Here is a 20,657-nt window from a genome sequence, read left to right as displayed (position 1 = left end):
CGCATGGGCCGCCGGCTGGCGCTGCTGATCGCCACCTACCTGTACGACGATGCGGGTCTGCGTCGCCTGACGGCTCCGGCCCACGACGCCGAGACGCTCGCCGCCGTACTCCGGGATCCGGAGATCGGCGGCTTCGAGGTCACCACGCTGGTGAACGAGCCGAACCACCGGGTCGGAGAGGCCATCGCCGACCTGTACCGCGACCGGCGCGGCGACGACCTGACGTTGCTGTACTTCACGGGTCACGGCCTCAAGGACGACGACGGCCGGCTCTACCTGACCACGCGCGACACCCGGCGGGACAGTCTGATCTTCACCGCCATATCCGGCGAGCAGATCGACTACGCGATGGAGGCATGCGCGTCACGCCGGAAGGTCCTCATCCTCGACTGTTGTTACAGCGGGGCCTACCCGGCCGGACGGCTGGCCAAGGCCGGTGACGACGTGCACGCGCTGGACCAGTTCCGGGGGCGCGGCCGCACCGTCCTCACCGCCACCGACGCCACCCAGTACGCCTTCGAGGGCGACCGGGTGCACGGGGAGGCTCCGCGATCGGTGTTCACCCGCCACCTGGTGGAGGGGCTGCGCACCGGCCGGGCCGACCTGGACGGCGACGGCGACATCACGCTCGACGAACTGTACGGCTACGTCTACGACCGCGTCGTGGCCGAGATGCCGCAGCAACGGCCCAAGCGGCAGGACAACGTCGAAGGCCGCACCGTCATCGCCCGGAACGTGAACTGGTCGCTGCCTGCGCACATCGTCCACGCCCTCACGAGCCCCATGGCCGGGGACCGGCTGAACGCCGTGGACACGCTCGACCATCTCCACCGGATCGGCAACGACCTGGTCAGGGCCCGGGCGCGCGAGGCGCTCCTGCGGTTGGCCGACGACGACAGCCGCATGGTCTCCGCGGCCGCCACCGCCAGGCTGCGCGCCCTCGGCGCCGAACCGCCCGCATCACCGGAACCGCCCGAGCCCGCCGAACCGCCGGAGCGACCCGAAGCGGCCGAACCGGCCGGTGCGCGCGCCCTCGGCCCCGAACCGCCCGAACCGCCGGAACCGCCGGCACCATCAGAGTCGCCAGAAACGGAGACCGGAGCTCCCGCTGCGACGACGGCGGCGCTTGCGACGGCACCGGCCTCGTCGGGGGCGGACGCGCTCACCCCGCCGGAGGCCTCCGGGCCGCCGCCTGTGCCCCCTCGCGTCCCTGCCGCCGGAGAGCACGCGGCCGCGACCGGTCGTCAGACGGTTTCTCCGGCGGCCGAGAGACTCTCCGTACAGTCCCCGCCGCCGGGCGAGCCGTCCGGACCAGTGACGGCAGGCCGGCCGGCGCTCGCCGTCGCCGGATCCGCGGCGGCGGCCGTCCTGACCACGATGTTCGGCGTGGCCGCGCTGGTCGGCGCGATCACCTATGGGAACAGGAACTTCTCCCCCACGTACGACACGTCCATGAGCATCGCGGCGGGGAGCTGGTTCCTGTCGCTGGCGGCGCTCGCGGTCGCCTTCTGGGGATTCGTTCCGACAGGCACCGGCCTGGGCCGAGCCGACCCGAGCCGCGCCGACCCGAGCCGCGCCGACCCGAGCCTGGGTCGGCGACTGTCGTTCCTGCTCGGCGTCGCCGGGCCGCTCGTCGCCGCGGTCGCCGGGGCGCCCCTCGCGGCGCGTACCGGACTGTTCGGAGACGCCTGGATACTCCTGTTCCTCCTGCTCGGCGTTCCGCTCTTCGCCCTGACGGCCTGGCGGATCTCGATGTGGCCCACCTGGGCGGCGGCGACGGTGGGGACCCTGCCCGTGATCTGGCTGGTCGAGCTCCTCACCCGGGGCGCCCTGCTGGGCCTGCCGGAGCTGGGCCTTGTCTCGCCCAGCCCGAGCTGACGTCGGCGGGCGGGGCCGCCGCCCCGGCCCGCCAGGTCGAGCAGCGCGGCCGCGAGCAGCTTGTCCCGCACCCGGAACGAGGGCGCGCCCCTGGGCGTGGCGCTCGCCGGGACGATCACCGGCGCCCGGCGGGACAGCCGGCGAACCGCTCGTCGATCTCCCCGGCGCTCAGGCCGAAGTCGGACAGCGTGTACGTGTGGGCCGGCCGGCTCTCGCCCGTACGGCTGTCGTCGTACAGGCGGGCCATCGCCGCACGGGCGGCGGCGCCGAGCGGCAGCCCGAAGTGGGCGTAGACGGCCTCGACCGTGCCGAGCGGGTCGCGGACGAACTCGTCGTAGCGCACGTCGAAGAACCGCGCCGGGTCGTGCCGGGCGCGAGCGGCGTGGAAGCGGTCGAGGCCCCGGCTCCACAGGTCGAGCTGGTCCCGCCCGATCACCGCGCCTATGAAGGCCTCCGACCACCCGGCGGTCGCCTGCGCGGCGAGGCTGCACATCGACGCCATTGCGGTGACCGGGTCGCGATGGGTCTGGACGACCAGCGCGCCGGGGTAGACCTCCATGATCGCGTCCAGGGCGAACAGGTGACTGGGGTTCTTCAGCACCCACCGCCGGCCGGGGTCGCCCAGTCCGACGAGCTGGAGGATCCGCCGGTGCCGCCGGTAGGCGGGCGTCCAGTCCTGCGCCGCCAGCCAGGCCGAGTACGCGGGCAGGTGGGCCAGGCACTCGAAGGAGACCGATCGCATCGACTGCTGGAGCAGCCGCCAGCACTCCTCGACCATGTCCGCCGACATGTAGTGCACGCCCATGAACTCCGGATGGCGCACGTGGTGCCGCTCGTACGCGGCCTGCGCGGCCCGATACTCCGGGTCGCCCGCCCAGGTCTCGCGCGGCGGCCTCGGCCGGGGCGAGTCGGTCAGCCACAGCTCCAGCCCCTGGTTGGCGGGGTCGGCGGTCAGCAGCCGGTGCAGGGCGGTGGTGCCGGTGCGCGGCAGGCCGGTGACGAAGATCGGCCGCTCGACCGGCACGGCCGCGTGCTCCGGGTGCCGCCGCCACGCCTCCTCGCACCGCAGCCGGGCGGTCAGCGCGCCGCGCAGCATCGCGCGGGCCGCCCGGGCGCCCTGCGGGGTGAGCGCCGCGTCCCGGGCGTACGACTCGAGCAGCACGCCGAGGCCGTCGAGGTAAGGGTCGTCCCCGAAATCGGTCAGCCCGGTGGCGCCGCTCGCCCAGGCGTGCAGGTCCTCGATCGTCCCGACGCCGTCGCGTCCCGTGCTCATCCGATCGCCTCCGCACGTGTCAGTGGTGCCATTCGCCGCAGTTGACGTCGAGACACTGGCCGGTGATCGCCCGCGCGAGCGGGGACAGCAGGAACACCGCGGCGTCGGCGATCTCGTCGGGCTCGGGCAGCCTGCGCAGGTCGAGCGTGGCGGCGGTCTCGTCGTACACCTGCCGCGCGGGGACGCCGCGCCGCCGGGCCAGTGCCTCGAAGTAGCGCTTGAGGTTGTCCGCCCAGATGTAGCCGGGTGCCACGCTGTTGACCCGCACGCCGCGCGGCCCGAGCTCGGTGGCCAGGCTCTGGGCGAGGGCGAGCAGGCTCGCCTTGGCCATCTTGTAGACCCCGAAGGTGCGCCGCGAGTGCCGCAGCACCGCCGAGTTGATCATTACGACCGAGCCCGCCTGCTCGGCGAGCGCCGGCGCGAAGAGCTGGGTGAGCCGCAACGCGGCGAGCACGTTGGTCTCGAAGGCGGCGCGCACCGCGCCGAGGTCCACGTCGACGAGGTCCGTCATCGGCGGCATCGCGAAGGCGTTGTTGACCAGGCCGTCGACCCGGCCGCAGGTCTCCAGCGCCGTCGCGACCAGCCGCCGCCGCGACGCCTCGTCGGTGACGTCGGCCTGCACGGGCACGGCGCGGCGGCCGAGCCGCGCGACCTCCTCCGCCACCGCGGCGAGCCGCTCCTCGCCGCGGGCGGCCAGCACCACGTCGGCCCCGGCCGCCGCGCACCGCAGCGCCAGGCCGCGCCCCAGCCCCGGCCCGACCCCCGAGATCACGACGACCCGGTCCTTCAGCGGCATCAGCCCAGCATCCTTCGGGCGACGGCGGCCTGCCGGGCGGCGATCCGGGCCGCCCACTCCCCCGGGCTCACCCGCTGCCGGTCGTGGTAGGGCAGCCGGGACGGCAGGTCCTCGAACCGCATCACCTCCACCTCCGGGCCGTCCCCGGGTCCGAGTGGGCGGGTCAGCCGCTGCCAGCGGATCTGCAGGTAGCCGCGGCGGTGCCCGGTGCGTTCGAGCCAGTTGGCGAGCCCGGGGTCGCGCTCGCCGATCACGTAGCGGATCTTCCCGTCGGGGTCGTGGCGGGCCTGGTCGGCGGTGAGGCTGGTCTGGTGGTTGATGTAGTCCAGCGACACGTACCACATGCTGCCGAGCTGGAACCCCTGGTAGGGCGCGACGTCGCGGCCCGCCGCGGGCACGGTGACGACCATGACCTGGTCGTCGTCGAGGTCGTAGTGGCCGACGGACGAATACTGCGTCGCGAGGCCGCCGGGCGTGGGCCGTGGCTCGGTCATCGTGTTGACCGGCAGCGTGAGGTAGTGCCGCTCCGGGAACGCCAGGAACGTCCGCAGCCGCCCCAGCAGCATCTTCGCGGCCACCTCGTAGCGCCTGGCCATCCTGTCCACGGCCGGGGGCGGGGGCGCCGACCCGAGTGTGTCGGCGCGGTGGACGCGGATCTCGCCGGGCCGCTCGGCCTCCCAGTCGGAGAAGACCTCCCGCACGATCAGCATCGCCGCGCCCGTTCCCAGCGTGAAGCGGTTCGGGCCCGGCGTGGAGCGGGCCACCGTGCCGGGCGGGCCGAAGCGCAGCTCGTACGACCCGTCCGGGGAGATCTCGATGTCGCGGTCGTCGAAGGCGGTGAGGCTGCCGGGCGACCGCGCGGGCGAGTAGTCGCCGTCGAGCACCTGGAAGCTCAGGTCGGCCGTGGTGCCGCGGCGGCCGGTGACCACGTATTCCGCGTCGTCCCGGATGTAGGCGTGGAAGTAGAGCGTGTCGGGGTTGTCCAGGCCGAGCTTGGCGTACGGCCCTGTGGAGGCCGCGAAGAAGGGGAAGTCGCGGTCGTAGGCCCACGTCATGTGCAACGCCGCCTTGATGCCGCCCGCCAGGTAGTCGAGGCCCTCGGCCAGGTCCTGCTCGGACCGCACGTGGGGCGCGGAGCGGATGATCTCCTCGGCCTCGGCGATCGCCCGGGCGAACGGTTCCGTGGCCATCGGACTCCCTCGGGTTCACGGTACAAATATGTACCGAAGCGGTAGTCTTTCCCCACCGCGAGAGTAGAACTCGTTCTAGGGGTGGTCAATGGCAGTGACGCGGCGCTCTCCGCCCGCCCGGCGGGTGGTCGCCGTGCTCGACCATCTGGTCGCGGCGGGCGGGCGCGGGCTCGGCCTGTCCGCGCTCGCCCGCGAGCTGGGCATCAGCAAGCCCACGTGCCTGGGCATCCTCACCGAACTGGTCGCCGCCGGCTATCTCGTGCGCGACCCCGCCACACTGACGTACGGCCTCGGTCCCGCGCTGATCGCTGCGGGGAGGGCGGCGCGGCGCGGTTTCCTGGCCGGCGACGTGGCCCGGCGCCACCTGGAGCCGCTGGCCGAGCGGTATCACGCCACCTGCACCGCCTCGGCCGTCGTCGGCGACGAGATCATGGTGCTCGACGCGGTCGTCCCACCCGGCGATCCGCCGGTGAGGGTGGGCGAACGCTACCCGTTCGCGCCGCCCGTCGGGCTGATGTACGTGCTGTGGGGACCCGACCGGGAGCTGGAGCGCTGGCTGGCCAGGGAGCCGACGCTGCCGGTGCGGATGGACCGCGAGCACCTGCGCGCGGTCGTCGGGCAGTGCCGGGCGGCGGGGTATCTCGTGGAGAGCCTCACCCCGGCCGGGATGCGGCTGCACTCCCTCATGGCCGGGGTGGCGGCGTACGAGCTGCCGCGGGAGGTGCGCGCCCTGGTCGGCGAGATGGTGTCGAGCCTGGGCGAGCGCGTCTACCTCGGCGCGGACCTGAACCCGCGGAAGAGGCACCCCGTCAACCTCGTCGCCGCGCCCGCGTACGGCCCCGGCGGCGAACAGGAACTCGTTCTCACCCTGCACGTCGGCGCCTCCGTCACCGGCGCCGAGATCGCCCGGCGCGGCGCCGCCCTGGTGGCCGCGGCCGACGCCGTCACCGCGGAGCTCGGCGGCACGGTCCCGGACAGAACGGCGGCGCGTCCCGGCTCCGGTAAGGTCAGGACGCGGCCCAGCGGTTCGCGGTGAACCGCAGGCTGGGCAGGTCGTCGAGGGACACGGTGTACTCGTACGTCCGGCGGTAGCCGGTGCCGCTGATCCGCCAGCCCCCGTCGGAGCAGCGCCGGTAGGTGTCCTCGTAGTAGGCGGATCCGCGGATCATCAGGCGGTGGCGTGGGATGAGCACGGTGTCGTCGAGGCACCAGGTGCCCCTCGCGTCGTCGCCGTCGATCTCGATCTCGGGGTGACCGGCGAGGTGCGTCGTGATCACCTCCGGCCCCAGGCTCGCGCGCATGTAGCCGACGATGGCCTCGCGCCCGTCGAACCGCAGCGGGTCGCCGGCGACCGGATTGTCGTAGGCCGCCACGGCGTCGCCGGTCAGCGTGTCGGCGAAGTCGTCCCAGCGCTTGAGGTCCAGGCACCGCAGGTAGCGGTACTTGGTCTGGCGGATCTCCTCCAGGGCGATCAGATCCATGCGCCCCAGCATGCGCGAACCCGGGGCCGCTGACAAGAACGCGTTCTACCTACGCCTCGGCCGCCTCGAAGGGCCGGCCTCATGACGAGGGCGGACACCCGCTCGCGGTGACGGGCAGCCGCGCCGGTCCACTCTCCGGGAGATTCGGGAGGCTAACCGACCTTGGCGATCACCGCCTCGGCGAAGCGCTCCAGGTGCTCGATCTTCCGGCTGAGCGGCTCGGTGTCCGGCCCCTTCACGTACGGCCTGCGGAAGCCGACGATCACGTCGGTGACGCCCTTGTCGGCCAGCCGCTTCACGCCGTCCACGCGGTAGGCGTCGGGGGAGATCACGTGGATTTCGAAGGGCCGGTCGGCGGTGCCCTCCTCGGCGCGCAGCGCGGCGAGCCTGGCGAGCAGCGCGTCCAGTTCTGCGGGGTCTCCCCCGCCGTGCATCCAGCCGTCCCCGAGCCTGGCGGCTCGGCGCAGCGCCCCCTCGCTGTGCCCGCCGACCAGGATCGGGACCGGCTCGGCCGGGACCGGGGACATCTTGACCGGCGGCAGGTCGTAGAACTCACCGTGGTATTCGAAGTAGCCGCCGCGTGTCAGGCCGCGGACGATCTCGATGGCCTCGTCCATCCGCCTGCCCCGCCGCGCCCACGGCACGCCCGTCACGGTGTAGTCCTCCGGCCAGGGGCTCAGCCCGACGCCGAGGCCGAGGCGGCCGCCGGTGAGCCAGGCGACGGAGGCGGCCTGCTTGGCCACCAGCACCGGGGGACGCACCGTGAGCTTGAGGACGAACGGCGTGAACCGGATCGTCGACGTCACCGCCCCCATCGCCGCGATGAGGACGAACGTCTCGATGAAGCTCTTGTCCTCCAGGAACTCCCGGTCTCCGTCCGCGGTGTACGGATACCTCGCGTCCGACTCCCGGGGGTAGACCAGGGAGTCGGCCACGCTCATGCTCGCGTATCCCGCCGCCTCCGCGGCCCGGGCGAGCGGCAGGTAGTACGACGGGTCGGTCATGGCCTCGGCGTAGGTGAAACGCATACCCCGGAGCGTACGAGAACGCGTTCTATTTTTGAATGCCCCCGCTCGGCCTTTCCTCACCGTCCGGCGCGGCGGCGGACCAGCACGACGAAATCGGCCGCGGCGACGATCGCGAGCACGGTCGCGACGACGGCCGGCACGACCAGCCCGGCCGCGTACCCCGTGATGGCGATGAAGCCGCAGACGACCAGCCCGAAGGCGGCCAGCACCATCCGCAGGCCGCGGGCGCTGCGCGGCGGTTCGGGCGTCGGGGAGAACACCGACCAGAACCGGTCGCGCGGCGACGAGGAGCCGGGCGGAGGTCCGGTCCGCCCGTGCTGGCGCTTCTCCATTCCGTCACCTCCCTCCCATATCGAGCCCTACCCACTCGGGCCCGTACCAGGTGCGGTCCCGGCGGAAGCCCTGGACCATATATCGGCGCTCGATATATGGTCCCCCGTGACCAAGATGACGGAAGCGACGTACTTCATCCTCGCCGCGCTCCTACAGGCCCCTCTTCACGGCTACGGAATCATCAAACGCGCGGGTGAGCAGTCGGCCGGACGGGTGAAGATCGCCGTCGGCACCCTGTACGGGGCGCTCGACCGGCTCGTGGAGGCGGGCCTGGTGGCGGTCGACAGGGAAGAGGTCGTCGACGGCCGGCCGAGACGGTACTACCGGGTCACCGACGACGGCGTCGCCGCGGTCCGCGAGGAGGCCGTGAGGCTCCAGCAGGCCGCCAGGGTCGTCACGGCACAGATCGGGGTGGTGGGCGCATGAGCGCCGAGCACGCGCTCGAACGGCGCTACCGCCGCCTGCTCCGGGCCTACCCGAAGGTCTATCGAGAGTGGCACGGTGAGGAACTCATCGGCACCCTGATGGCGGCGTCCGGCCCTCATACGCGGCGTCCGCCGCTCCGGGAGGTGCTCGCTCTCATCTCCGGCGGTTTCGCCGCCCGTGCGCGGAACGCCAGGGCCAGGGGCGTGCCCTGGTGGGCGGACGGCCTGCAGCTGGGCGTGCTCGCCGTCGCGACGGCCACGTTCGCCATGAAGATCGAGATGCTGCCGCACCTCGTCCGGCCGATCTGGACCCTCGGCGCGATCGCGCTGCTGGTGGCGATCATCCGCGGATGGGCACGGGTCGCACTCGCCCTGTCGCTGATCGCGGCGCTCGAGTCCAGCCGCTTCCTGGTCTTCCACGGCGACGCGTTCACGATGGCCGGCTTCGGCCCCGCGTACGTCGAGGTGTCGAGCATGGCGCCCTTCTGGGTGATCGTCGCCGGCCTGACCGTACTCGCGGTGCGCTGACCTACCGTGCCGAGAACCTCTCCATGCACGGCAGGAAGGGCCTCGCGTACCGGGGCCTGCTCACCGTGCTCGTGATCTCGTCGTTCGTCGCGGCCAGGCGGACCACGGAGAAGGTCTGATCCCGCCGGCTCAGGAGGCCGTGGCCGGACACCGAGGGGACATCCGACATTGCCGATTGTCGGATCAGACGGTCAGAAGCGGCACTCCAGTCCCTAGGATGGTCGTCGTCCCATGCCGTGGACCGGACCCGAGCAGTGGAGGGCAGAGGGTGCACGAGGAGCAGGCTCCCGCGTGGGTGGTGGACCCCGGCACGCCGAGCGTGGCCCGGATGTACGACTACTACCTGGGCGGCAAGGACAACTTCGCGGCCGATCGCGAAGCCGCGGAGAAGATCATCTCGATCCTGCCCAACGCCCGCGAGGTCGCCCGGACCAACCGCGCCTTCCTCGTGCGGGCCGTACGGCACCTGGCACGTTCGGGAATCCGGCAGTTCCTCGACATCGGCACCGGGCTGCCGACGCAGGAGAACGTCCACCAGGTCGCGCAGGCCGAGGCGCCGGAGTCCCGGGTCGTCTACGTCGACAACGACCCGATCGTGCTCGCCCACGCACGCGCCCTGCTCGCCGACAACCCCCGGTCGATCGTGATCGACGGCGACATGCGGAAACCGGAGTCGATCCTCGGCCACCCCGGCGTCCGCACCCACCTCGACTTCACCCGGCCGGTCGCGTTGATCATGCTGGCCGTCCTCCACTTCGTGACCGACGACACGGAGGCGGCGCACGTCGTCGGCGCGTTCCGCGAGCCGCTCGTCCCGGGCAGCCACCTGGCGGTCTCCCACATCACCCAGGGCGACCTGGACGACGACACGGTCAGGCGGGGCCGGGACGTCTACACCGCGACCACCGCGGGCGGCATCGTGCCCCGCACCGCGGCCCAGGTCCTCGGCCTCCTCGACGGCCTCCACGTGCTGGAGCCCGGCGTCGTGCCGCTGCACCGGTGGCGGCCCGAGACCGTGGAGCCCGAATGGAACGGCGTGCCGGGAGGCGAGATCCTGGGCGGAGTCGGGCTCGTCACCTGAGCCATCGCACGGGAGACCTCACTCCTCCCCGCTCACGACCAGGATCAGGCCCCGGACGGACGCGTCGTCCTCCCGTGAACCCCGTGCCGGCGTGCGCTCAGAGCGCCAGCGCGCGCCTCCGGGGCGCCGCCCGGTGTGCCGTTCGACGCCGCATCTCCGCGAGCACCTCCAAGGGGCTGGCCAGGAGCCTGGAGAAGGCCAGCTCCGCGGCCCCGACCAGCGTGACGTCGTCGCCGAGCGCCGACACCCGGAGCCGCACCTGCTCGCGGGAGATCACCATGGCGTTCGCCTCGACCCTGCGCCCGACCTGCGCCGCCGAACCCGGGTACACGTCCCGCAGCATCCCTCCGAAGATCACCATGCCGGGGTTGAAGAGGTTGATGAGGTTCGCCACGCCGATGCCCAGCCAGTCGCCGATCCGGTGCAGCGCCTCCTCGGCCGCCGCGTCCCCGCGTCCGGCGGCCTCCACCACGGCGCGTACGCCCTCGCGGCCACTCAGCTCGCCCGAACGGCCCGCGGCGTCGATCAGGGCGTGCTCGCCGACCTCCGCCTCCAGGCAGCCACGCGAGCCGCACATGCAGGGCCGCCCGTCGTACGGGTTCACCATCATGTGCCCCAGCTCGCACCCGTAGCCGCCGTCGCCGCCGAGCAGCTTGCCGCCGACGATGATCCCGCCACCCACGCCGACGTCGCCGTGCAGGTAGATCAGGTTGTCGAAGCCGCGGCCCACACCGCGGTCGCGTTCGGCCAGCGCGCCCAGGTGGGCCTCGTTGCCCACGAGCACCGGCAGCCCCAGGCGGGAGCCGAGCTCGACGCCGAACGCCTGGTCCACCCACCCCACGTAGGGCCCGTAGCGCACCGTGCCGTCGTCGGGCCTGATCATGCCGCAGTAGGCCGCGCCGACCCCCACGCACACCGAGCCCGGCCGTGCGCCGCGCCGCAGCTCGCGGCCGAAGCCCGCGAGCACGCCGACGACGTCCTCCAGGTCCGCGCCCGCGCGGGGCCTGACCGCCTCGCGGCGGTCGAGGATCTCACCGCCCAGTCCCACCCGGGCCGCGACCAGACGGTCGACCCGGACGTCGAAGGCCAGCACGTGCGCCCGGTCGCGCTCCGGGCGCACCACCAGCGACGGCCGGCCCGCCCTGCCGGTGTCTCCGGGCAGCTCCTCGCTGACCAGGCCCGCCGCGGACAGCTCGGCGGTCAGCGCCATGATGGTGCTGCGGTTCAGGCCCATCCGGTCGGCCAGCTCCGAACGGGACAGCGCGCCGGACAGGTGCACGTGCCGCAGCAGATCGCCGAGGTTGCGCCGGCGCATCTCCTCTTGGGACCGACCGGCTTTCGACATGGTGCGCAAATCCTGACGACTCGGAGGAATTCCTCGTTGGCGGGCCGTGGACAGGAGGACTGGGCCGTGACCCCTTCCTCATCTTGAGATTACCAACCGAGGCGTCCGCGGCGGAGCCCAGCGTTCACGGCTGCGCCCGCTCGCTCTGACCCCCCGACATCGGGAGACGAAGCAACGAGCCCTTGAGCCCGGCCCAGCGCCGCATCTCCTCCGCCAGGGCGGCGGACGCGAGGTGCGGCACGAAAGGCTGCACGAGATGGATCTGGTTGCGCAGGCGGCGGGACAACCGCACGTCATCGGGGGTCAGGGGCCGCTCCGTGCACAGCCGCAGGGCGTTGGCGAAGGTGGTCGTCGCCGCCAGCCACCGTCCCACTGCGTCGTCCATCGTCGGCAGCCCGTCGGCGATGCCCAGCTCGCGCGCCTTCGCAAGCGCGATGATCAGGTTGACGGCCGCCTCGTCCGGGGCGTCGACTCCCCGCTGCGCCGCGTGCCGGTCGAGATCCATCCCGAGCCGCCGCCACCGTGCGTTCTCCGCGGGGGCTCCCCCGGTGCGGCGTGCGACCGTACCGCGGAGACAGGCCCACCAATCGGCGCGCTCACGTTCCCCTCCGGGTTCGCGCCTGTCCAGCCAGACGACCAGCTCGCGCTCCGGCAACGTCAGCAGGTGATCGGAGTAGCTCCTGAACGCCTGCTCACGTCCCTCCAAGGACCGCCACGAATACCGGCGTCCCGGCCCGAGCATCTTGAGCACGGTGCCCGATGGTTCATCCCACTCCTCCGGGTCGGTCACCGCGACGACCCCCATCCCCGATGTGGGCTCCCAGTAGTCGACGCAGCCCTCGTTGAAGGTGGGGCGCTCTTCCAGCGTGAACCCGCGGGCCTCCACGGCGGCGCGCAGTTCGCCGACGTAGAGCCGGGAGCGGAAACCGCCGTAGCGGCCGAGCAGGGCCGCCGGCATGTGTTCGCGGGTGAGGTCCGGGAGCCGGTGCGCCTGCGCGCCGAAGTAGACGACGCTCCAGTCGTCTCGGGGCCGATCCCGCGACCAGCCGAACTCGACCAGGCCGAAGTCGGAGATCATCCCCGACGGGGCCTCGAACGTGCAGTCGCGCCCGAGCACCTCCTCGACCTCGTCCCGGCGACTGGTGTGGTCGAGGCCGAGCACTGTGCCCGTGATCACTAAATCGGCGAAGAAGTCGAGATCGCTCACCGGGGCATTGTCCGGCAGGCCGGCGCGATACGCCGCCCGTGGTCACCCGGCCTGGCGCGTCCTGGCCACCGACGGCGGGCGAAGCAGCGTTCGGGCCCCGGCTCCGGCCGGGCTGCGGGGCCGGGGTCCGCATCGCCGCGGGCCGTACGGCCGTCGCCCGGCGGGTGAGGGCTACCGGTGGGGCGGTCCGGAGACGGGCGGCACCGGGCGGGGCGCGGGCGCCGGCCGTGGGACAGCGCGCCCGCGATTCGGCGCCGCCTGGAGGCCGGCCCCCCGCCGGCCCGGAGAGACCGCCGCATGCCGAGACGCCGCTCCCGCACGATTCGCCGCCCCCGCACGGGGCGCCGCTCCCGCGCGGGCCGCCGCTCTCGCCTTGGGCGACGCCTGCGGGGCCGGGGCCGGCACGGGCGAAGCGCCCGCGTAGGGCGTGCCGAGCGCCTGCGCGATGTCACACGCCCGGCTGCCCCTGCACATCGCGTTCTGGATGCCGGTCCCGCCGTTCGCGACGTTGATGGTGATCTGCTGCGTCCCGCGGTTGGTCGTGGGACTCGAGGCGGTGAGCCCGGGCTGGGCGTCCGTGCCGGGCCGCACGGCCCGGGGCCCGGACTCCTGGTGGCGTGGCGTCTCCCGCCCGTGCGCGCGCGTGGCCCCGGCGGCAGGGCCGGCGACGGCCAGCGCCGCCACGACCGACGCGCAGGCGAGGAGACCCAGGCCGATCTTCCTCGTGGCCGTCCCGCCGTACCACTGACACTTCATCGCGCGCTCCCGCCAGTCGCCGCCGCAATGCTCCGGGCGGCCCTTTTCGCCCAGGCCTTTTCAGGCTAGTGACCCACCGGTTTCCCGCGCCCGGCGCGCGCGGCGTCTTACGGCATCATTGCCATATCAGTCAGCGCGACCCCCGCATTCGCGGAATCGACGGCCCGCGCGCATTCGAACGCGATCACCAGCCATTGGCGTTGATGGGCATGTTCTGCCAGATCTTGCACTTCCTGGGGCCGGGACCGCAGAAGGCGCCCTGGGTGCTGATGCGCCCGCCATTCGTGATGCCGGTCTGCTGCTGGCCGATCATGAAGGTCGGGGCGAACACGCCATTGAGATTCTGGTTGAACTTGCCGTTGCCCGACTGGAACTGCCGCGCCGTGGCCGTCCCGCCCGCCGCCACCTGGCCCCCGCCACCGCCGTGGCCGGTGACGACCCTCATCGGAGCACGGCGCAGGGACTGCGCGCTCGCGCCGGCCTCCTGGACCGCGGCGCTCCACGCGACCGCGACCACGAGAGTGGCCAGCGTCAGGCGACGGGCCGTCAGAACCCGAAACGGTCGGGAGCAGGACGTGCAGCGGCGAGACATCGTGGAACGCACCTACCTACCAAGGCCATGCGGCAATGGGCTTTCGTCGCGGACATAAGCAACGTTGACCTCATACCCCACGCCATGGCCTCAGCCCCGCCCATGCCAAGCGCGGCATGGATGATGACGCATTTTTTGTCGCTATGCCTTCCGACCGAACATCACGCGTTTATGCCTTCAAATGCCACTATCGGCATAAATCCGGAATGACAAACATTTGCGCCGCGTCTGGCTTCGCGGGCTCAGCCGCCGATGGCGTCGAGATAGACCCAGGCGCCTTCGTGACGGACGAAGCGGCTCTGCTCACGCATCTCGCCGGGCTGTCCCCCATAGGCGTACCGGGCGCGGAAGGTGACGGTGCCGTCCGTGTGGATCGGGCTCCCGCCGGTGACCGCCTCGATCTCCAGCCCGGTCCACCGCATGCCCTGCTCGAACTCGACCCGGGCCGGACGGGTGGAGGGGTGCCAGGTCCGCAGCAGGTACGCCTCGTCCTCGACGGCGAACGCGGAGAAACGCGAGCGCATCAGCGCCTCGGCCGTCGGCGCGGCCTGTCCCGCGTGGAACCGGCCGCAGCAGTCGCCGTAGACGGCCGGCAGGCCACAGGGACAGGGCTCGCCGGCGCGCGGCGCACGGCGGGAACGAGAGGTACGGCTCACCCCGCGAGGCTATCGCTCCCGGCCGAGCGCTCGCTCCGCCGTCCCCAGTCCCTCGCACAGACCGCACGGGCGTCCCCCAAGGGCATTCCGGACTGTCCGAATCACACGAACACGCATTCCTTCCGGGACAACACCGAACAATATTTCTGAAACTTGCTGCAAGGTATTGCACGTCTCGAGTCCGGTGAGTAACTTCCAGGCAACACCTGGGAAACCTGACGGAGGCCCCGATGGTGTGCCCCTCTCCTCGCGGCGCGAGGGCGCCGCCCCGCCTCGTCCGTGTCCGGCTCCCGCGTGACGTCCGGCCCTCCGCCGGCTCCGGCCGTCGGTCCGCCCCTGTCCGCGACCGCCCGGAAAACCCTCTGCGAACCCGCAGCATTCGTACGCCTGCGAGCAGGCGTTCCACATGGAAGCGGGCCGGGTGTTGACGCCACCCGGCCCGCGTCACGGGATCCCGATCTCATGTCCAGGAGACCCGCTCTATGAGACTGTACAAAGCCATCGTCGTGGGCGCGCTGACCGCGGCCACGGCGACCGGCACCGCGGTGGCGCTGCCCGCGCTCACCGAAACCGCCGCCGGCGCCGCGGCCGGCCCCGGCGTGACCGCCAATCTGTGGAACTGGAACTGGAAGTCGGTGGCCAAGGAGTGCACCGAGGTCCTCGGCCCGGCCGGATACGGGTCGGTGCAGGTGTCCCCGCCCGCCGACTCGATGTCCAAGGGCGGCTCGGTGTGGTGGGACGTCTACCAGCCCGCTCGATACGTGCTGACGAGCAAGTTCGGCGACGAGACCGCCTTCAGGAACATGGTCGGCGCCTGTCACGCCGCGGGCGTGAAGGTCCAGGTTGACACGGTCATCAACCACATGACCGGGCAGGGCGCCACCAGCTACGGCGGCTACGGCTTCAGCAAGTACGACTACCCCGGCCTCTACTCCTCCTGGGACTTCCACTCCCCCACCTGCGGCATCAACGACGCCGACTACGGCAACGACGCCTGGCGGGTGCAGAACTGCGAGCTCGTGGGCCTGGCCGACCTCAACACCGGCTCCGACTACGTGCGCGACCAGATCGCCGCGTACATGAACAAGCTGACCGACCTGGGCGTGGACGGCTTCCGCATCGACGCGGCCAAGCACATCGGCCCCGGCGACCTCGCGGCGATCAAGTCGAGGCTCAAGGGCGCGCCGTACATCCACCAGGAGGTCATCTACGGCGCCAACGAGGCGGTCCAGCCGAGCCAGTACACCGGCGTCGGCGACGTGGACGAGTTCGTCTACGGTCGCAAGCTCAAGGAGCAGTTCACCGGCCAGATCAAGTGGCTGCAGAGCTTCGGCCAGAGCTGGGGCCTGTCGGTGGGCAGCGACAAGGCCATGGTGTTCGTCGACAACCACGACACCGAACGCAAGGACGCCTCCGCGGGCGACGCCACCCTCAACTACAAGTACGGCGCCACCTACAAGCTGGCCAATGTCTTCATGCTGGCCTGGCCGTACGGCAAGCCCAGCGTCTACTCCTCCTTCACCTGGAGCGACAAGGACGGCGGCCCGCCGTCGGCCAACGGCGGGTTCGTCACCGACACCGACTGCTCCAACGGCCGGTGGACCTGCTTCGACCGCGAGATGACCGGCATGGTCGGCTTCTACAACGTCGTCCAGGGCGCCTCGGTCGGCAACTGGACCGACAACGGCGGCAACCTGATCGCCTTCAGCCGCGGCGGCAAGGGCTGGGTGGCGATCAACAACGAGAACAGCAGCGTCACTCGCACCTTCACCACCGGTCTGCCCGCCGGGACGTACCCGAACGTGGCCGGCGGCGGCTCGGTGACGGTGAACTCCGGCGGGGCGGCGACGGTCACCGTCCCGGCCAAGAGCGCCGTCGCCATCCGCGCCGGCACGACGGCCTCGCCCTCACCCACGACGACGCTGACCGGCGACAAAACCGCCACCGTCTACTACAAGACGAGCTGGAGCACCGCCGACATCCACTACGGGATCAACGGCACCTGGACCACCGTCCCCGGCGTGGCCATGGACACCGCCTGCACCGGCTGGAAGAAGAAGACCGTCGACCTCGGCACGGCCACCAGCTTCCAGGTCACCTTCAACAACGGCTCGGGCACGTGGGACAACAACGGCGGCAAGAACTACACCATCGGCACCGGCACCACCACCGTCCAGAACGGGGTGGTGACCGCCGGCGCCACCGACCCCTGTGCGACGGCCTCGCCGTCCCCTTCCCCCTCACCTTCGGGCGGAGGCAAGGCGACCGTCTTCTACTACAAGAAGACCAGGGGCTGGAGCTCCGTGAAGATCCACTATCAGCCCGCCGGCGGCTCGTGGACGACGGTCCCGGGTGTCGACATGGACGAGGAGACCTGCGCCGACTGGGCGAAGAAGACGATCGACCTCGGCAGCGCGACCGGGCTGAAGGCCGCCTTCAACAACGGCTCGGGCACCTGGGACAACAACAACGGCGCCGACTACGCCATCGGCACCGGCACCACCACGGTCAAGGACGGTGTCGTACGCGCCAACGCCCCGGAGCCCTGCGCGCCCGAGCCGACGGACACGACCGCGCCCAGCGTGCCAACGGGCCTGGCCGCGACCGCCTCGGGCACGACCGTCTCGCTCACCTGGACGGCGTCGACCGACAACGTGGGCGTCAGCGGTTACGAGATCAGCCGGGCCAAGGGTGAGGAGACCCCCGTCGTCCGCTCGGCCTCCGGCACGTCCCACAAGGAGTCCGGGCTGGACGCCAAGACGACCTACGCCTACAAGGTGCGGGCGCTTGACGCCGCGGGCAACAGATCCGCCTACACCGACACCGTCTCGGTCACGACCGGCGACGGGCCGCCACCGGCCACCCAGGGCACCCCGCTCGGCGGCGATCCGCGCAAGGACTCCATCTACTTCGTCATGACCGCGCGGTTCTACGACGGCGACACCTCCAACGACAGGGGCGGAAGCCAGAACGTCCGCTCCGGCAACGCGGCGAACAACGACCCGATGTTCCGCGGCGACTTCAAGGGCCTCATCGAGAAGCTCGACTACATCAAGGCCCTCGGCTTCTCCGCGATCTGGATCACCCCGGTCGTGCTCAACCGGTCCGACTACGACTACCACGGCTACCACGGCTGGGACTTCTACCGGGTGGACACCCGCCTGGAGACGCCCGGACACACCTACCAGGACCTGATCAACAAGGCGCACGCCAAGGGCCTGAAGATCTACCAGGACGTCGTCTACAACCACAGCTCGCGCTGGGGCGCCAAGGGACTGTTCGTCCCCACGGTGTACGGCGTGCGCGACGAGCAGTGGAAGTGGATGTACAGCGCCAAGGAGCCGGGCCGCGAGTACGACCCGATGGCCGAGCACCAGGGCGACGACCCCGGCATGACGGCCGCGCAGAACCAGATGGCCAAGGGCCGGCCGTACAACGGCGACCTGTGGTCGACCGAGGAGCCGGCGGGCAACACCTGCCGCGACTGGGGGCAGCCGACCGGCTCTCGCAGCCCCGAGGGATACACCATCTACAACTGCCAGTGGCCGAGCCCGACCTCCGGGATGTTCCCGGCGAAGTACTACCACCAGTGCTGGATCGGCAACTGGGAGGGCGAGGACTCGCGCAGCTGCTGGCTGCACGAGGACCTGGCCGACTTCGACACCGAGAACGCCGAGGTGCAGAAGTACCTCATCGACGCCTACAACCGGTTCATCGACATGGGCGTCGACGGCTTCCGCGTCGACACGGCCATCCACATCCCCCGCGTCACCTGGAACCGCCGCTTCCTTCCGGCGATCTACGACCACGTCAAGGAGAAGTTCGGCGAGGACAAGGCCAGGGACTTCTACGTCTTCGGCGAGGTCGCCGCGTTCGTCAACGACAAGTGGAACCGCGGCTCGGTCAACCACTCCGCGCAGTTCTACACCTGGAAGGAGCGCAAGGACTACAGCGCCGACGACGAGAAGGCCGCGATCGAGCAGTACGACTACGAGGAGCAGCTCGGCACGGGCAACCAGCCCACCAGCACCAACGCGTTCCTGAACGGCAACACCTACCACGCGCCCGACCACTCGAAGTTCTCCGGCATGAACATCATCGACATGCGCATGCACATGAACTTCTCCGACGCGCGCAACGCCTACAACAACGGCAAGGACTCCGACGACAGCGTCAACGACGCCACCTACAACGCCGTCTACGTCGACTCCCATGACTACGGGCCCAACAAGTCGGGCTACCGATACAGCGGCGGCACCGACGCGTGGGCGGAGAACATGAGCCTGATGTGGACCTTCCGCGGCATCCCCACCCTCTACTACGGATCGGAGATCGAGTTCCAGAAGGGCAAGCAGATCGACTGCGGGCCCACCTGTCCGCTCGCCACCACCGGCCGCGCCTACTACGGCGACAAGATCGAGGGCACCGTCACCGCCGGTGATTACGGCGTGGTCTCCGGCGCGTCCGGCCCGGTCGCGACGACGCTGAGCCAGCCGCTGGTCAGGCACCTGCAGCGGCTCAACCAGATCCGCGGGGCGATCCCGGCGCTCCAGATGGGGCAGTACTCCACCGAGGGCGTGAGCGGCGAGATCGCCTACAAGCGCCGCTACACCAGCGGATCCACCGACAGCTTCGTCCTGGTGACCGTCTCCTCCGGCGCCACTTTCACCGGCATCCCCAACGGGACGTACGTGGACGCGGTCACCGGAGACAGGAAGACCGTCACCAACCAGACCCTGTCGATCGACCTGAACCGCAAGGGCGACATGCGCGCCTACGTGCTCGACCTGCCCGGCAACCCGGCACCGGGCAAGATCGGCACCGACGGGCCGTACCTCAAGTAGGCAGTCCTCGGGAAGCGCCGGGGCGGGGAGCGCGGAGCTCTCCGCCCCGGCGCGCGACGCTCGGTGAACGACAGGAGGCGCCCTCGCTACGGACGGCAGGGCCCGGTGGAGTCGCGGATGACCAGCTCGGGGTCGAAGAGACGCTCGCCGCCGCCGTCGCCGCGTCCCTTGACCTGGTCGGCCAGCGCCCGCGCGGCGGCCGCGCCGATGGCGAGCACCGGCTGGCGCACCGTCGTGAGGGCGGGGTCGGTGAACGACATCAGCAGCGAGTCGTCGGCCCCCACGACAGAGACGTCCTCCGGGACGCGCAGGCCCCGGCGGCGGGCCGCCCGGATCGCGCCGAGGGCCATCAGGTCGCTGCCGCACACCAGCGCGGTCGCGCCCCTTTCGAGCAAGCGGGCCGCGGCGGACTGGCCGCCCGCGACGTCGAAGGAGGCCAGCTCGACCAGGTCGGCGGCGCCGGGCCCGGTGAGCCGCCGCACGGCGAGGCGGAAGCCCGCCAGCCGCCGCTGCACGGTGGAGTAGCGCTCCGGCCCGCTCAGGAACCCGATGCGGCGGTGCCCCAGCCCCGCCAGGTGCTGTACGGCGAGCCGCGCGGCCAGGGCGTCGTCGGACGACAGGGACGGCACACCGAGACCGGGCACCCGCCCGTTGACCAGCACGAAGGGCACCCGCTGCCGGGCCAGGTCGTCGTAGCGGGAGCGGTCGATCCTGGTGTCGGCGTGCAGGCCGGAGACGAAGACGATGCCGGAGACCTTGCGGTCGAGCAGCATGCCGACGTATTCGTCCTCCCCCGAACCCTCCGGGGTCATCGTGCCGAGCATGGCCGTGAACCCGTGCCTGGCGAGGTTGGTCTCGATGACCTCGGCGTACAGGGGGAAGATCGGATTCTGCAGCTCGGGAACGATGAGCCCGACGAGCCCGAAGCTGCGCGGGCGCATGGTGCTCGGCCGCTCGTAGCCGAGCGCCTCTATCGCCGCCATGACGGCCGTGCGGGCTCGCACGCTGACCCCCGGGCGCTCGTTGAGCACCCGCGAGACCGTCGCCTTGCTCACTCCCGCCTGCCTGGCGATCTCGTCGAGCCGTGCTGCCATCGTCGCTGTTTCCGATCAGTCGCTGGAACGCCGCAAGGCATCTTGAAACAAAGCAGCAATTTTCTGCAACGTCTTCCAGGTGCGGAAACCCGCTGTTAACTTCGGGCCACGCCGCGCGGTTACCCCCCTGTCTTTCGGGCTACGGCCCCT

18 protein-coding genes are annotated in these 20,657 nt (G+C 71.4%); 7 read left to right on the top strand and 11 right to left on the bottom strand.

Annotation, left to right across the window (positions count from 1 at the left end):
- The first annotated feature begins 3 nt into the window (after positions 1-3).
- Positions 4-1,878, top strand: coding sequence for a caspase family protein (locus IL992_RS35790; protein ID WP_193207736.1), 1,875 nt, complete (start codon positions 4-6; stop codon positions 1,876-1,878).
- Between the two features lie 115 nt (positions 1,879-1,993).
- Here IL992_RS35790 and IL992_RS35785 read toward each other — a convergent pair whose 3' ends face one another.
- The 3 genes from IL992_RS35785 to IL992_RS35775 are packed head-to-tail and all read right to left on the bottom strand — an operon-like array spanning position 1,994 to position 5,137.
- A complete protein-coding gene (locus IL992_RS35785) occupies positions 1,994-3,151 on the bottom strand; it encodes a sulfotransferase family protein (RefSeq protein ID WP_193207735.1) in 1,158 nt (385 codons plus the stop codon).
- A 19-nt stretch (positions 3,152-3,170) separates the two neighbouring features.
- Positions 3,171-3,947 carry an SDR family oxidoreductase gene (locus IL992_RS35780; RefSeq protein WP_193207734.1) on the bottom strand — a complete coding sequence of 259 codons (777 nt, stop codon included), beginning with the start codon at positions 3,945-3,947 and terminating at the stop codon, positions 3,171-3,173.
- Positions 3,947-5,137: a hypothetical protein gene (locus IL992_RS35775; RefSeq protein WP_193207733.1), complete on the bottom strand. Its 1,191-nt coding sequence runs from the start codon at positions 5,135-5,137 to the stop codon at positions 3,947-3,949. The genes IL992_RS35780 and IL992_RS35775 overlap by 1 nt, the downstream gene beginning before the upstream one ends.
- A gap of 88 nt (positions 5,138-5,225) precedes the next feature.
- Here IL992_RS35775 and IL992_RS35770 point away from each other — a divergent pair, with 88 nt between their 5' ends.
- Positions 5,226-6,173: an IclR family transcriptional regulator gene (locus IL992_RS35770; RefSeq protein ID WP_193207732.1), complete on the top strand. Its 948-nt coding sequence runs from the start codon at positions 5,226-5,228 to the stop codon at positions 6,171-6,173.
- Here IL992_RS35770 and IL992_RS35765 read toward each other — a convergent pair.
- The 3 genes from IL992_RS35765 to IL992_RS35755 all read right to left on the bottom strand — a co-directional run bounded on the left by IL992_RS35765 (position 6,145) and on the right by IL992_RS35755 (position 7,978).
- Entirely contained in the window at positions 6,145-6,618 is a 474-nt protein-coding gene (locus IL992_RS35765; RefSeq protein WP_193207731.1) for a nuclear transport factor 2 family protein, read from the bottom strand. The two genes, IL992_RS35770 and IL992_RS35765, sit on opposite strands and share 29 nt — an antisense overlap.
- Before the next feature lie 152 nt (positions 6,619-6,770).
- Positions 6,771-7,646 (bottom strand): TIGR03619 family F420-dependent LLM class oxidoreductase, encoded by an 876-nt coding sequence (locus IL992_RS35760; protein ID WP_193207730.1) that lies wholly within the window; start codon positions 7,644-7,646, stop codon positions 6,771-6,773.
- A 56-nt stretch (positions 7,647-7,702) separates the two neighbouring features.
- Complete coding sequence (locus IL992_RS35755) at positions 7,703-7,978, bottom strand: hypothetical protein (protein WP_193207729.1); 276 nt, start codon at positions 7,976-7,978, stop codon at positions 7,703-7,705.
- Positions 7,979-8,093: 115 nt separating this feature from the next.
- On the opposite strand from IL992_RS35755, the gene IL992_RS35750 reads away from it, so the two are divergent.
- From IL992_RS35750 to IL992_RS35740, 3 genes are all read left to right on the top strand, one after another.
- Positions 8,094-8,405 carry a PadR family transcriptional regulator gene (locus IL992_RS35750; RefSeq protein WP_193207776.1) on the top strand — a complete coding sequence of 104 codons (312 nt, stop codon included), beginning with the start codon at positions 8,094-8,096 and terminating at the stop codon, positions 8,403-8,405.
- Positions 8,402-8,932 carry a hypothetical protein gene (locus IL992_RS35745; protein WP_193207728.1) on the top strand — a complete coding sequence of 177 codons (531 nt, stop codon included), beginning with the start codon at positions 8,402-8,404 and terminating at the stop codon, positions 8,930-8,932. The genes IL992_RS35750 and IL992_RS35745 overlap by 4 nt, the downstream gene beginning before the upstream one ends.
- Before the next feature lie 268 nt (positions 8,933-9,200).
- Positions 9,201-10,013: an SAM-dependent methyltransferase gene (locus IL992_RS35740; protein WP_319019039.1), complete on the top strand. Its 813-nt coding sequence runs from the start codon at positions 9,201-9,203 to the stop codon at positions 10,011-10,013.
- Between the two features lie 97 nt (positions 10,014-10,110).
- Here the strand turns inward: IL992_RS35740 and IL992_RS35735 are convergent, their stop codons facing one another.
- Both IL992_RS35735 and IL992_RS35730 read right to left on the bottom strand, forming a co-directional pair.
- Complete coding sequence (locus IL992_RS35735; protein WP_193207726.1) at positions 10,111-11,328, bottom strand: ROK family transcriptional regulator; 1,218 nt, start codon at positions 11,326-11,328, stop codon at positions 10,111-10,113.
- A gap of 154 nt (positions 11,329-11,482) precedes the next feature.
- Positions 11,483-12,565 carry a hypothetical protein gene (locus tag IL992_RS35730; protein ID WP_193207725.1) on the bottom strand — a complete coding sequence of 361 codons (1,083 nt, stop codon included), beginning with the start codon at positions 12,563-12,565 and terminating at the stop codon, positions 11,483-11,485.
- Positions 12,566-13,010: 445 nt separating this feature from the next.
- On the opposite strand from IL992_RS35730, the gene IL992_RS35725 reads away from it, so the two are divergent.
- Positions 13,011-13,313: a hypothetical protein gene (locus IL992_RS35725; RefSeq protein ID WP_193207724.1), complete on the top strand. Its 303-nt coding sequence runs from the start codon at positions 13,011-13,013 to the stop codon at positions 13,311-13,313.
- 192 nt (positions 13,314-13,505) lie between these two features.
- Here IL992_RS35725 and IL992_RS35720 read toward each other — a convergent pair whose 3' ends face one another.
- Together IL992_RS35720 and IL992_RS35715 are read right to left on the bottom strand one after the other, a co-directional pair.
- Positions 13,506-13,838: a hypothetical protein gene (locus IL992_RS35720; protein ID WP_193207723.1), complete on the bottom strand. Its 333-nt coding sequence runs from the start codon at positions 13,836-13,838 to the stop codon at positions 13,506-13,508.
- A gap of 317 nt (positions 13,839-14,155) precedes the next feature.
- Positions 14,156-14,569, bottom strand: a complete 414-nt coding sequence (locus IL992_RS35715; RefSeq protein WP_319019038.1) for a YchJ family protein — start codon at positions 14,567-14,569, stop codon at positions 14,156-14,158.
- Positions 14,570-15,051: 482 nt separating this feature from the next.
- Here IL992_RS35715 and IL992_RS35710 point away from each other — a divergent pair, with 482 nt between their 5' ends.
- Complete coding sequence (locus IL992_RS35710) at positions 15,052-19,413, top strand: carbohydrate binding domain-containing protein (RefSeq protein WP_193207722.1); 4,362 nt, start codon at positions 15,052-15,054, stop codon at positions 19,411-19,413.
- 86 nt (positions 19,414-19,499) lie between these two features.
- On the opposite strand, the gene IL992_RS35705 is transcribed toward IL992_RS35710, so the two are convergent.
- A complete protein-coding gene (locus IL992_RS35705) occupies positions 19,500-20,507 on the bottom strand; it encodes a LacI family DNA-binding transcriptional regulator (protein WP_193207721.1) in 1,008 nt (335 codons plus the stop codon).
- Positions 20,508-20,657 lie beyond the last annotated feature (150 nt).

This window comes from Microbispora sitophila (genome assembly GCF_014892245.1).
In the GTDB taxonomy this organism is placed as follows: domain Bacteria; phylum Actinomycetota; class Actinomycetes; order Streptosporangiales; family Streptosporangiaceae; genus Microbispora; species Microbispora siamensis.
This window is presented reverse-complemented; position numbering and strand designations above follow the sequence as displayed.

Excerpts from the sequence above, each read along its gene's own strand:
- IL992_RS35790 (WP_193207736.1), top strand. The coding sequence starts at position 4 with ATGGGCCGCCGGCTGGCGCTGCTGATCGCCACCTACCTGTACGACGAT.
- IL992_RS35785 (WP_193207735.1), bottom strand. The coding sequence starts at position 3,151 with ATGAGCACGGGACGCGACGGCGTCGGGACGATCGAGGACCTGCACGCC.
- IL992_RS35780 (WP_193207734.1), bottom strand. The coding sequence starts at position 3,947 with ATGCCGCTGAAGGACCGGGTCGTCGTGATCTCGGGGGTCGGGCCGGGG.
- IL992_RS35775 (WP_193207733.1), bottom strand. The coding sequence starts at position 5,137 with ATGGCCACGGAACCGTTCGCCCGGGCGATCGCCGAGGCCGAGGAGATC.
- IL992_RS35770 (WP_193207732.1), top strand. The coding sequence starts at position 5,226 with ATGGCAGTGACGCGGCGCTCTCCGCCCGCCCGGCGGGTGGTCGCCGTG.
- IL992_RS35765 (WP_193207731.1), bottom strand. The coding sequence starts at position 6,618 with ATGGATCTGATCGCCCTGGAGGAGATCCGCCAGACCAAGTACCGCTAC.
- IL992_RS35760 (WP_193207730.1), bottom strand. The coding sequence starts at position 7,646 with ATGCGTTTCACCTACGCCGAGGCCATGACCGACCCGTCGTACTACCTG.
- IL992_RS35755 (WP_193207729.1), bottom strand. The coding sequence starts at position 7,978 with ATGGAGAAGCGCCAGCACGGGCGGACCGGACCTCCGCCCGGCTCCTCG.
- IL992_RS35750 (WP_193207776.1), top strand. The coding sequence starts at position 8,094 with ATGACGGAAGCGACGTACTTCATCCTCGCCGCGCTCCTACAGGCCCCT.
- IL992_RS35745 (WP_193207728.1), top strand. The coding sequence starts at position 8,402 with ATGAGCGCCGAGCACGCGCTCGAACGGCGCTACCGCCGCCTGCTCCGG.
- IL992_RS35735 (WP_193207726.1), bottom strand. The coding sequence starts at position 11,328 with ATGCGCCGGCGCAACCTCGGCGATCTGCTGCGGCACGTGCACCTGTCC.
- IL992_RS35725 (WP_193207724.1), top strand. The coding sequence starts at position 13,011 with ATGTCACACGCCCGGCTGCCCCTGCACATCGCGTTCTGGATGCCGGTC.
- IL992_RS35710 (WP_193207722.1), top strand. The coding sequence starts at position 15,052 with ATGAGACTGTACAAAGCCATCGTCGTGGGCGCGCTGACCGCGGCCACG.
- IL992_RS35705 (WP_193207721.1), bottom strand. The coding sequence starts at position 20,507 with ATGGCAGCACGGCTCGACGAGATCGCCAGGCAGGCGGGAGTGAGCAAG.